Annotated in this window: 9 protein-coding genes; all 9 read left to right on the top strand. The window is 53.2% G+C overall.

Annotation, left to right across the window (positions count from 1 at the left end; all coding sequences use genetic code 11):
- Positions 1–350 precede the first annotated feature (350 nt).
- The 9 genes from QZ554_RS02080 (at position 351) to nagA (ending at position 11,349) form a co-directional block, all read left to right on the top strand.
- Positions 351–1,772, top strand: a complete 1,422-nt coding sequence (locus QZ554_RS02080; protein WP_297193947.1) for a TolC family protein — start codon at positions 351–353, stop codon at positions 1,770–1,772.
- Positions 1,773–1,805: 33 nt separating this feature from the next.
- The gene (locus QZ554_RS02075; protein WP_297193945.1) at positions 1,806–2,849 is read left to right on the top strand and encodes an efflux RND transporter periplasmic adaptor subunit; all 1,044 of its coding nucleotides are present in this window, start codon (positions 1,806–1,808) and stop codon (positions 2,847–2,849) included.
- A 9-nt stretch (positions 2,850–2,858) separates the two neighbouring features.
- Positions 2,859–5,999, top strand: a complete 3,141-nt coding sequence (locus QZ554_RS02070) for an efflux RND transporter permease subunit (RefSeq protein WP_297193943.1) — start codon at positions 2,859–2,861, stop codon at positions 5,997–5,999.
- 11 nt (positions 6,000–6,010) lie between these two features.
- Positions 6,011–6,349: a PG0541 family transporter-associated protein gene (locus QZ554_RS02065; RefSeq protein WP_297193942.1), complete on the top strand. Its 339-nt coding sequence runs from the start codon at positions 6,011–6,013 to the stop codon at positions 6,347–6,349.
- Positions 6,350–6,575: 226 nt separating this feature from the next.
- Positions 6,576–7,856 (top strand): phosphopyruvate hydratase, encoded by a 1,281-nt coding sequence (gene eno / locus QZ554_RS02060; protein WP_297193941.1) that lies wholly within the window; start codon positions 6,576–6,578, stop codon positions 7,854–7,856.
- A gap of 607 nt (positions 7,857–8,463) precedes the next feature.
- Positions 8,464–8,847, top strand: coding sequence for a DUF1573 domain-containing protein (locus tag QZ554_RS02055; protein WP_297193939.1), 384 nt, complete (start codon positions 8,464–8,466; stop codon positions 8,845–8,847).
- Positions 8,848–9,029: 182 nt separating this feature from the next.
- Complete coding sequence (locus QZ554_RS02050; RefSeq protein WP_297193937.1) at positions 9,030–9,551, top strand: HAD hydrolase family protein; 522 nt, start codon at positions 9,030–9,032, stop codon at positions 9,549–9,551.
- A gap of 29 nt (positions 9,552–9,580) precedes the next feature.
- Positions 9,581–10,162 carry a Maf family nucleotide pyrophosphatase gene (locus tag QZ554_RS02045; protein WP_297193935.1) on the top strand — a complete coding sequence of 194 codons (582 nt, stop codon included), beginning with the start codon at positions 9,581–9,583 and terminating at the stop codon, positions 10,160–10,162.
- A gap of 14 nt (positions 10,163–10,176) precedes the next feature.
- Positions 10,177–11,349 carry an N-acetylglucosamine-6-phosphate deacetylase gene (gene nagA / locus QZ554_RS02040; protein ID WP_297193933.1) on the top strand — a complete coding sequence of 391 codons (1,173 nt, stop codon included), beginning with the start codon at positions 10,177–10,179 and terminating at the stop codon, positions 11,347–11,349.
- The last annotated feature ends 366 nt before the right edge of the window (positions 11,350–11,715 follow it).

Below are 11,715 nucleotides of genomic sequence, written 5' to 3'. Positions count from 1 at the left end.
GTCTTGCCGAGCCCTCTAGGGATCATTATGTGTCCTCGGATAGGGCTCTCGGAATGCCCACTACGACCCGTGTATGAGGTGTAGCCTAGGGATGGTGGTAGGGATTTTGCTTTCTTTTCCGGTATTTGTTCCGAAATCGAACATTTCTGTCGCATATAGGCGGTGTTACATACTTCTTATTGACGTATCTTTGCATTAGAGAATGGTACACCTGCAAGGTCGTATCTATCAGCCCCGTAGTAGTCTCTTACGGAGCGATAGTAAGGGGAGTGGTTTCCTCCCTGAGGTGTGGCTGTGCGGTGTCCTATTCCCGATAATACACCATACAGATATTATATGTGTTAGAGATAATGGAAAAGAAGAATAGGATAGATAGCACCCTCTGTGCCCTACTCCTCCTAGCTCTCCTCCTGCTCCCTGCCCCCGCTGTCGGACAGGCTCCAGCCTCGGCGACAGGGAGTAGTGCTGGGTCTGCACAGCCTCTGAAGCTCTCCATCGACGATGCCGTACGGCTCGCCCTCGAGCAGAGTGCTCAGGTGAAGACCTCGGGGCTAGCTGTGGACCAAGCACGGTACGAGCAGAAGAAGACCATCGGAGGGCTATACCCCAATGTCAATCTCTCTGGCTCGTACACCTATATGCTCAAGAAGCAAAGGGTCTACTTCGGAGGGGATGACCCCTCTTCGCCCATGGCGGGGATGTTCCCTGCAGACGGGATTGAGATGGGAGAGAAGCATGCTCTACAGGGTGGTATCGTGGCAGGGATGCCCATCATCGCTCCACAGCTCTGGGCGAGTCTCGAGCTAGACAAGCAGGCTGTAGCTCTCGCCGAGGAGAAGGCTCGTAGCTCCAAGATCGCCCTCGAGGCTGAGGTGCGCAAGGCCTATATGGGCATACTGCTGGCTAGGGAGTCAGAGCGTGTCCTACAGAGTAACTACGACAACGCTAAGACGAACTACGATCAGATCGTAGCCAAGTGGCAGCAGGGTGTAGTAGCCGAGTACGACAAGATCCGTATGGATGCTCAGGTGAAAAACATCCTGCCGAACCTCGTACAAGCACGTGAAGCCATCCGCCTCTCTGAGGCTAAGCTCAAGGTGCTCCTTGCCCTAGAGCCCACCATTCCCATCGAGATCACCGAGCAGCTCAGTGACTACCAGCAGCGTGTCGCCAGTGCTCTACCCGAGCGTATAGGCTCCGTATCGCTAGCAGAGAATAGCCAGCTCCGTACCCTAGACCTACAGGGCAAGCAACTCGATGCGGCCCTGCGTGTCAAGAAGATGGCCTTCATGCCGACCCTCTCGCTGAGCTTCAACTATATGTACAACTTCTCTGCGGACAAGTTAAAGCTAGACAACTCCAAGCGTTGGTCACCCTTCTCTACGATCGCCCTCTCGCTGAGTGTCCCGCTCTTCAATGGCTTCTCTCGACAGAACGATGTCCATGCTACCCGCACCCAGCTACAGCAGCTGCAGCTCCAGCGTGTAGATGCCGAGCGCCAGCTGCACCTCAGCGCTATGAATAGCCTCAGTGCACAGACCAATGCCATCGAGCAGTTCGTCGCTGCTCGCGAAGCCGTCGCCAGCGCAGAGAAGGGCTACCAGATCGCCCAGGTACGCTACAAGACGGGTGAGGGTACGATCCTCGAGCTCAACGATGCCGATATGGCTCTCCTGCAGGCTCGCCTGAATTATAGTCAGGCGATCTACAACTACATGGTAGCCCTCTATACCCTCGATGAACTACAGGGCATATCCCATGGCTCCAAGTAATCCCGCATATAACGAAGAATAAACCATATAGAGATGATAAAGAATAAGAAGTACCTCCTACTCTCGCTCTCCACACTGGTGCTCCTATCAGCTACTAGCTGCTCCTCCAAGGGCACAAGTGCAGAGAGTGAGGAGGCTGTACAAGATAGTACTCGCATCGTAGAGCTAGCAGTGGTGCAGGTCCAGCCCCTGAGGCTAACTCAGGAGTTCACCGCACAGCTCGAGGCCAAGGTGACGAATAACATCACGGCTCAGGCTGGCGGTCGCCTCAAGCAGCTCCTCGTCAAGGTCGGTGATCGTGTCGGGCAGGGGCAGGTGATCGCCCGCATGGAGGCCACGCAGGCCAGTCAAGCTCAGATCCAACTGACAGATGCGAAGACCAACTTCGATCGTATGGACGAGCTCTACAAGGTCGGTGGTGTCTCCAAGGCTCAGTGGGACAACGCCAAGAGTGCTCTCGAGCAGGCTCGTCTGGCCTATAATAATGTAGCAGAGAATACCACCCTACGTAGCCCCATCAGTGGGGTCGTCACAGCTAAGAACTACGACAATGGCGATATGACCTCCCCCCAGCTCCCCGTCGTCGTCATCCAGCAGATCGCTCCCGTGAAGGCTATGGTGAACGTCTCCGAGAAGTACTACTCTCTGCTGAAGGAGCGTATCCCAGTGACTCTACGTGTCGATGCCCTAGAGGGGAAGGAATTCTCGGGCACGATCTCCAACGTCCATCCCACCCTAGATCCAGCGACACATACCATAGCTACTGAGATCGAGGTGCCCAATAGGGATGCTTCGCTCCGCCCTGGTATGTATGCTCGTGTACACATCAACTTCGGCTCCAAGGACGTCCTCTCTGTCCTAGACAAGGCCGTCGTACGTCAGGTCGGTAGTGGTGAACGCTATGTCTATGTCTATCGTGATGGCAAGGCCGTCTATCAGGTCGTAGAGCTGGGCGACCAGCAGGGCGACTACTACGAGGTCCTCAAGGGACTGCAGCCAGGTGACCAAGTGATCATCTCTGCCCCCAGCACGCTCAAGAATGGTCAGGCTGTACAGCCACAGAAGACGACAAAGTAATCCCACCCCATGAGTATCTACGAAACATCCGTCCGTAAGCCGATCACTACGGCACTCATCTACGTGGCGATTGCTGTGCTGGGGCTCTTCGCCCTATCACGGCTGGCCATCGAGCTGATGCCTAAGACAGATGCGACGAAGGTCATGATCATCACCTCGTATCCCGGGGCGAGTGCAGAGGATATCGAGACGAACCTCTCGAAGACCCTAGAGAACTCGCTCAATGGGATCGATAAGCTCAAGCACATTACCTCCAAGAGCCGTGAGAATGTCTCGGTCATCACCATGGAGTTCCGTGCGGGTACACCTATCGATGAGGCAACGAATGACATCCGTGACAAGCTCGATGCTATATCGGACAATCTACCTGATGGGGTGAAGAAGCCCGTCATCTTCAAGTTTGACAACAGCTCCATCCCCGTAGCCATCCTCTCTATCGAATCCGAGGAGAGTAGCAAGGGACTCTACAAGATCCTCGAGGATAAGGTCAGTAACCCTCTAGCACGTGTCGATGGTGTCGGGGCGATCAATATCGCCGGTGCACAGAAGCGTGTCGTACAGGTGTACTGTGACCCTGCTAGACTGGAGGCTTATCACCTGACCCTCGGGCAGATTTCTCAGCTCATCGCAGCTGAGAATACCAATATCCCTGCTGGCCAGATCGACATAGGCTCTCGTACGAGTTCCATACGTGTACAGGGCGAGTTCACCGACCCTAAGCAACTAGAGAATATCGTAGTAGCGAGCTTCGGTGGCAAGGATATCTATCTGCGTGATATAGCTCAGGTCAAGGATACTGTCGCTGAGCGTCAGCAGGAGAACTACGTCAATGGTAAGAGCGGGGCTATCATCATCGTCAATAAGCAGGACGGCTCTAACTCAGTGCAGATCGCCAAGGAGATCCGTCACCTCCTCCCCCAGATCCAGTCCTCCCTCCCCTCGGACGTGAAGGTCGGGTACCTGATCGATACCTCCGACTTCATCGTCAGTACGGTGAATAACCTCAAGGATACGATCTTCATCACCTTCATCATCGTGATGCTTGTCGTCTTCGTCTTCCTAGGACGCTGGAGGGCGACGTTCATCATTGTGCTGACGATCCCGATCTCCCTCGTTGCCTCGTTCATCTACCTACTGGTGTCGGGCAATACACTGAACATCATCTCCCTCAGCTCTCTCTCCATCGCCATCGGTATGGTCGTGGATGATGCGATCGTGGTACTAGAGAACATCACGACCCACATCGAGCGGGGGAGCTATCCCAAGCAGGCTGCCGTACATGCTACCAATGAGGTCGGTATCTCGGTCATCGCCTCCACGCTGACGATGCTCGCCGTCTTCCTACCGCTGACGATGATGCCTGGTGAGGCGGGGATTATGTTCCGACAGCTAGGCTGGAGTATCAGTATCGTGATGATCGTCTCCACGACAGCAGCCCTATCGCTTACCCCGATGCTCTGCTCACAGCTGCTTAAGCGAGACGCCAATCGCAGTAAGCTGATGGAGCGTTTCTTCGTACCTATCGAGCGCTTCCTCGGTCGCCTAGATCAGGTCTATGCTCGTACACTAGGCTGGACGGTGCGCCACCGCCGTAGCACGATCCTGATCACCATGGGGATTTTCGTCTTGAGCCTCCTTGGGCTAAGCTTCATCAAGACCTCTTACATGCCCCAGCAGGATATTGGCTTCCTAGATGTCACGATCGAGCTCCCCGTGGGCACACGTGTCGAGGAGGCGAAGGCTCTAGGGCTAGAGGTAGAGTCTCGCATGCGCAAGGAGATACCCTCCATCGAGACGATTTCTATGAGTGTGGGACAGGCTTCGGATGGGGATGCTTGGGCTTCTGTACAGGATAATGGGAGCAATATCATCACCATGTATGTGGGTATGTACAAGCGCTCAGAGCGCACACAGACACAGGATGAGGCTGCCGACCGCATGCGTAGGATCATCGCTGAGTATCCCTCTGTATCCTCCTATAAGGTCACTACTGGAGGAGGACAAGAGCAGGGTGGTAATGGCGTATCCCTCGAGATCTATGGACAGGACTTCACAGAGGCTGATACCTATGCACGTCTCTTCCGTCAGGAGATGGAGAAGAAGCCCACAGCCTCGGGGATTACCATTAGTCGTAAGGACTATGTGCCCGAGATACGCTTTGCCTTTGATAGGCAGAAGCTCGCAGAGAATGGACTGAACCTAGCTACCGCCTCCTCCTATCTGCGTAACGCGGTTAATGGATCTGTTGCCTCCCGCTTCCGCGAGGATGGTAATGAGTACGATATCCGTGTGAGCTTTGCACCCGATACCCGTCAGTCACTACAGGATATACAGAACATGGTCGTCTATACCCCTCAGGGCAAGGCTGTACGTCTCTCCGAACTGGGACGTATCGAGGAGGCTTTTACCCCTCCGACCATCGAGCGTAAGGACCGTACACGTGTCGTCACAGTCACGGTTAATCCTCGTCCAGGACACCAGCTTAGTGACCTTGTGGCGGATATCCAAGGGGTACTGAAGGATCATCCTCTTTCCTCAGGGCTGTCCTACAAGATCACAGGTGCCTATGAGAATCAGCAGGAGACCTTCGGAGACCTGACGACTCTGATGCTCCTTATTATTATGATGGTCTTCATCGTGATGGCGGCTCAGTTCGAGAGCCTTGTCGATCCATTCATCATTATGTTCTCCGTGCCGTTTGCTTTCACGGGTGTGTTCATCGGGCTACTGGTGACGCAGGTGCCTCTGGATACGATGAGCTTCATCGGTATGATCATGCTGATTGGTATTGTGGTGAAGAATGGGATTGTGCTCATCGACTATATTCGTCTCTGTCGTGAGCGAGGTATGGGTGTGGCACTCTCTGTCACTACCTCGGGTAAGTCCCGTCTACGTCCCGTACTGATGACGACCCTGACGACCGTACTCGGTATGGTACCTATGGCACTGGGTATCGGTGAGGGCTCGGAGATGTGGCAGTCTATGGGGATTACAGTGGCATGGGGGCTCTCCTTCTCCACGCTTATCACGCTGATCCTCATCCCCACACTCTACGCTGCCCTTGAGGCACGTCGTATGGTGCGTGAGCGTCGCCGTGTGGAGAAGAAGCTAGCTCGTAAGCTCGCCCACAAGGCTGTGGCTACTCACTAACTGCTAAACGAATGATCATCATGAATGAGAATAAGTCCTTTGCTCCTAGTGAGCCACAGAAGTCCGTCTTCATAGCCTATAATCAGGCTTACCACGAGCTGATCCTTCGTATCTTCGACAAGCAGAACCTCCGGGGCTATACCTCCTGGGAGCAGGCTCAGGGACGAGGTACGACTACGGGTGTCCCTCACATCGGGAGCCATGCCTGGCCAACGATGAACTCTGCTATGCTCGTCGTGGTGCCTGCTACTAAGGTGCCAGACCTACTGGCAGCCCTACGTGCGCTAGACGAAGCTACCCCCGACCAAGGCCTTCGTGCCTTCGTCTGGGCAGTCGAGGAGATGATCTAGCCCTAGGCTTCTTCATCGAAGAACTTCTTTCTCTCGGGGCTACCTCTCAGGTCTATACCTAGAGGTAGCCCCTCTTCGTTGCAGGCTTGGGGTTCTTGTCTAGAGATGGCTGGGGTAGATCCCCTATAGTTACTATGGATAAGTAGCTGGCTATTCACTATAATAGTTGTATCTTTGCGAGCAAGTATAATCACTAGTAGATTTACTAATTCGAATTAGTTCAGTTATGGAAATTATCAAGATCGTCGGGCGTGAAATCCTCGACTCACGTGGGAACCCCACTGTAGAAGTAGACGTGCATCTAGCTTGTGGTATCATCGGGCGTGCCGCTGTCCCCAGCGGTGCCTCTACGGGTGAAAACGAAGCCCTAGAGCTACGTGACGGTGACAAGAGCCGCTACCTCGGTAAGGGTGTCCTAAAGGCTGTAGAGAATATCAACAGCGTGATCGCCCCTGAGCTCTACGGTATGAGCGCCCTCAACCAGCGTGAGATCGACATGAAGATGATCGCACTCGATGGTACCAAGACCAAGAGCAAGCTCGGTGCAAACGCTATCCTCGGCGTCTCACTGGCTGTCGCTAAGGCTGCTGCTCAGTACCTTGACATCCCCCTCTATCGCTACATCGGTGGTACGAACACCTACGTGCTCCCCGTACCTATGATGAACATCATCAATGGAGGATCACACTCTGACGCTCCTATTGCCTTCCAGGAATTCATGATCCGTCCTATCGGCGCTTCTTCCTTCCGCGAAGGCCTTCGTATGGGTGCTGAGGTCTTCCACTGCCTCAAGAAGGTACTCCACGACCGTGGCCTAAGCACTGCAGTAGGTGACGAAGGTGGTTTCGCTCCTGCCCTCAATGGTACGGAGGACGCTATCGAGTCTATCCTGAAGGCTGTAGAAAAGGCTGGCTATGTACCAGGTAAGGACATCACAATCGCTATGGACTGTGCTTCCTCTGAGTTCTTCAAGGATGGTATCTACGACTACACGAAGTTCGAAGGCGATCACGGTGTCAAGCGTACGATTGATGAGCAGGTAGCCTTCCTCTCCGAGCTCGTAGAGAAGTATCCTATCGACTCTATCGAGGATGGTATGGCTGAGAATGACTGGGAAGGTTGGAAGAAGCTCACCGACAAGCTCGGTAAGAAGATTCAGCTCGTAGGTGATGACCTCTTCGTAACGAATGTCGAGTACCTCCGTCGTGGTATCGCTGAGGGCTGTGGTAACTCTATCCTCATCAAGGTAAACCAGATCGGTACCCTCACCGAAACGCTCGATGCGATCGACATGGCACACCGCCACGGCTTCACCTCTGTTACCTCCCACCGCTCTGGTGAGACTGAGGATGCTACGATCGCTGATATCGCAGTGGCTACGAACTCTGGTCAGATCAAGACTGGTTCGCTCAGCCGTACCGACCGTATGGCCAAGTACAACCAGCTCCTCCGCATCGAGGAAGAGCTCGGTGATCTCGCTGTCTACGGCTACAAGCGTATCAAGTAGTCGTATCGCCTGATCGACTAACAATACACAGCCAAGCCCCTGAGAGTAATCGTACTCTCAGGGGCTTGCTACGTTTAGGCCTTCCTCACTTTCTCGCTCTATCGTAGGCGCTATGAGCTCCTGCAGGGGTAGGTCAGAGCCTAAGGATGAGAGGAGGAGAGATTGGGGTGGGCTGACCCATGATCTCGCTCGCACACTCCTGCCTTTGGATCTTCGGGGATATCATTTCATATCCTAGGGTGCCTTAGCCCATACCTAAAGATCCTAGGCATTATCCCCAAGAAACAGACATACAAGCGAGCCCTACAGAGGATATACTTAGAGCGCACTTGTGTACACGCGTGTATACAGTTGTGTACACGTGGGTATACAGTTGTGTACACACGTGTATACTCATCCCTCCTAGGTAGGAGGTGTTCGCTTGGCATATCTATGCTGGGACATAGATACTTCTATCTTCGGCGTATGCTCCTTGACGACCTTGCCCTCGCACTATGGTGATTTCATGCGTCAGCCCTGGGCTTAAGGCTAGGTTTTAGATATATTTAGGTATCTTTGTCTTGCAGTAATGCGTAAACAATATAGGTAGAAATAAGATTCATTAGATATGAAGAAGCTAGGTTTTATCTTGGGCGCACTACTCCTCTTCGTCGGAGTAATCGTCGCTCAGAACGGAAAGGGCGCTGTGATCACATCATCAGCCCCTGAGTTCGACTTTGGAATTATCAAGGAAGCTAATGGTAAGGTGTCCCATACTTTCGTGATTCGTAATTCGGGTGATGCACCTCTAGTCATCACACGTGTGGCCTCTCCCTGCGCCTGCACGACCCCTGAGTATAGCCGTGAGCCAATTGCTCCAGGCAAGGAGGGGAAGATCACAGTCACCTACAACCCTGCAGGACGTCCCGGCCCCTTCTACAAGAATATCGCCATCTATAGTAACGGGAAGGACGGCGCATTCACCCTTCGTATCAAGGGTACTGTCGAGTAGTCCACTATATACACCCTCACTACTGGTCGAGGGATAAGTAACTAAGGGAGACAGCTCTAGCACTTGTGCTGGGGCTGTCTCCCTTTTTGTTGGTGGGCAGGAAGATAAAATACCTAGGGATGGGTAGTGCTACTCTAGTTAAATAACTGTACTTTTGTATACTAAATCTTTTAAAGAAGTCGATGAGTAGTATTCCTTTTGATCTGACTAAGATCAAGGCGTTTGTCCTAGATATGGACGGAGTCATCAGTGCCACCGTAAGTCCGATAGGACCTGATGGGATGCCGATGCGTACTGTCAATGTCAAGGATGGCTATGCAATGCAGTATGCCGTCAAGCAGGGCTATACGATCGCAATCATCTCGGGTGGTGCGAGCGAAGCGATGGAGCGACGCTTTCGTCAGCTGGGGGTAGCACATATCTATATGCGCATCTCCGACAAGGCGGCTCAGCTCGAGGTGCTCTGCCGTGAGTCGGGACTCTCTCCCGATGAGATCGCATATATCGGGGATGACATCCCTGATATCACGATCATGAAGCTCGTAGCTCTACCCTGTGCTCCTGCCGATGCAGCTCCCGAGGTGAAGTCTGTGGCTCGCTATATCTCTCTATGTAATGGAGGATATGGTGTGGTACGAGATGTGATCGAGCAGACCCTAAGGGCAAACGACTGCTGGTCGCTCTCGGCTGGCTTCGGCTGGTAAGAAGATAGAAGATCTAGGCTTAGGCATATATGTGGGAGCACTTAGCACATTATAGGGTTATCCTAGGATCACAGTCCCCTCGTAGAGTCGAGCTCTTGAGTGGGCTGGACCTAGACTTCGAGCAGTGTACGCTGCCCGATGTGGATGAGTCATATCCTGACGGGCTTGCCCTGAGGGAGATCCCTAGCTATATAGCCAGGAAGAAGGCCGAGGCTTACTACGCCACTCTCGGCGAGGATACGCTGCTGATCACAGCAGATACTCTGGTCTTCGTGGAGGATGAGGTGCTAGGCAAGCCTAGGACTTCGGATGAGGCGGCCTCTATGCTCCAGCGGCTCTCAGGACGAAGACACTATGTCACGACTGGGGTGTCAATCCGTACCTCTCAGCATGACCTCTCCTTTGCTGATACGGCAGCAGTCGATTTCCTTCCCCTTACATCGAGGGAGATCGAGTACTATGTACAGCATTATTCACCACTTGACAAGGCTGGAGCCTACGGCATCCAGGAGTGGATCGGCTATACGGCCATCTCGAGTATCGAGGGGTCGTTCTATACCGTAATGGGACTACCCGTACACCTAGTGAGCAAATACCTCAAGACATTATAGATAATTACAAATACATGTTTACACAGATAGTAGGAGGACGTATTTATACGCCCTCAGGTTGGATCGATGGAGGTTCAGTCCTCATCGAGGGCAAGAAGATACGTGCTATCCTCAACTCCGATATACCAGTCGAGCATGCCTCCCGTATCGATGCCCATGGAGCTTATATTATACCGGGGGGGGTCGAGACTCATGTCCATGGTGCTGCAGGTGCAGACTTCATGGATGGCACAGTAGAGGCATTCCGTACGGCTGCTGATTATCACCTTCAGAATGGTACCACGACGATCTTCCCCACACTCTCTACGTCCAGCTATGAGACGATCATGAAGGGAATCGAGTGCACCGAGGTGCTCATACCCGACGAAGAGTCTTCCGTAGAAGGACTCCACCTGGAGGGGCCTTACTTCTCTGTCAAGATGGCGGGGGCACAGCTTCCTGAACTGATTCGTCCTGCTCGCCCCGAGGAGTATACCAAGATCATGGAGCGAGGGCAGGGGATCATCCGCCGCTGGGACGCAGCTCCTGAGATCGAGGGCACGATGGAGTTTGGACGCTACGTCCGAGAGCGAGGTGTCGTCACGGCTATCGCTCATACAGAGGCGGGGGAGAAGGAGATCAAGGAAGCCTGGGAGAACGGCTATACCCTCGCAACTCACTTCTATAACGCTATGAAGGTCTCCCACAAGAAGGGTGTCTATAAGGTGCCAGGTGCTGTGGAGACGATCCTCGATATGCCAGACTTCGACATCGAAGTAATATGTGATGGTATTCATGTCCCCCCTCTGATGGTGCACCTAGCCTATGCCACGAAGGGGCGTGAACGGATGGCACTGACCACAGATGCCCTGCTCTATACGGGGACTCCATCTGACTTCAAGGATCCGACTGGACATGCTATTGTAGAGGATGGAGTGTGCAAGCTCTCTGACCGCTCTGCCCTAGCAGGAAGCATCGCTACGATGGATCTGCTGATCCGTACGGCTGTCAAGAAGGCTCGTATCCCTCTGATCGACGCTGTCTATATGGCCTCGACGACACCCGCTCGTATTATGGGTATTCAAGATACGAAGGGGGCTCTAGAGCCAGGAAAGGATGCCGATATACTATTCCTAGATGAGGAGCTCGAGCTACGCTTTGTGATGCACCGTGGTCGAGTAGTGCGTGGAGAAGAATATCTCTCCTAGCCTTTCCGCCAGAGACTAGAGGCTCACAATAATATAGTTCTTACTAGGGGCTACACTGCAGGCTTTGCCGTAGTGTAGCCCCTAGAGTATATATAAGGTTATAGGCTAGGGCTACTCTCATGATGCAGTGAAGAACAAAGGAATCTCTCTAGATCCCCCCTTGGGGGTATTAAAGGACGAACTTCTTGCCCCACTGTTACGCTCTCCGTATGAGTTTTTGTGCTCTTAGTAAGAACGCTTCTGCGCTGTCGGTAAGAACGCTCTCACGCTCTCGGTATGATCGCACTTGCGTTCTCGGTAAGAGCGCACTTGCGTTCTCGGTATGATCGTTTTAGCCCTTTTGTGGAGGGCGTTTGTAGGCCCTCG

This window comes from uncultured Porphyromonas sp. (assembly GCF_915070105.1).
Lineage (GTDB): Bacteria > Bacteroidota > Bacteroidia > Bacteroidales > Porphyromonadaceae > Porphyromonas.
The sequence above is the reverse complement of the archived record's forward strand: the minus strand, read 5'-3'. Positions and strand labels throughout refer to the sequence as shown.

Excerpts from the sequence above, each read along its gene's own strand:
- QZ554_RS02075 (WP_297193945.1), top strand. The coding sequence starts at position 1,806 with ATGATAAAGAATAAGAAGTACCTCCTACTCTCGCTCTCCACACTGGTG.
- QZ554_RS02045 (WP_297193935.1), top strand. The coding sequence starts at position 9,581 with ATGTGGGAGCACTTAGCACATTATAGGGTTATCCTAGGATCACAGTCC.
- QZ554_RS02070 (WP_297193943.1), top strand. The coding sequence starts at position 2,859 with ATGAGTATCTACGAAACATCCGTCCGTAAGCCGATCACTACGGCACTC.
- QZ554_RS02080 (WP_297193947.1), top strand. The coding sequence starts at position 351 with ATGGAAAAGAAGAATAGGATAGATAGCACCCTCTGTGCCCTACTCCTC.
- nagA (WP_297193933.1), top strand. The coding sequence starts at position 10,177 with ATGTTTACACAGATAGTAGGAGGACGTATTTATACGCCCTCAGGTTGG.
- QZ554_RS02055 (WP_297193939.1), top strand. The coding sequence starts at position 8,464 with ATGAAGAAGCTAGGTTTTATCTTGGGCGCACTACTCCTCTTCGTCGGA.
- eno (WP_297193941.1), top strand. The coding sequence starts at position 6,576 with ATGGAAATTATCAAGATCGTCGGGCGTGAAATCCTCGACTCACGTGGG.
- QZ554_RS02050 (WP_297193937.1), top strand. The coding sequence starts at position 9,030 with ATGAGTAGTATTCCTTTTGATCTGACTAAGATCAAGGCGTTTGTCCTA.
- QZ554_RS02065 (WP_297193942.1), top strand. The coding sequence starts at position 6,011 with ATGATCATCATGAATGAGAATAAGTCCTTTGCTCCTAGTGAGCCACAG.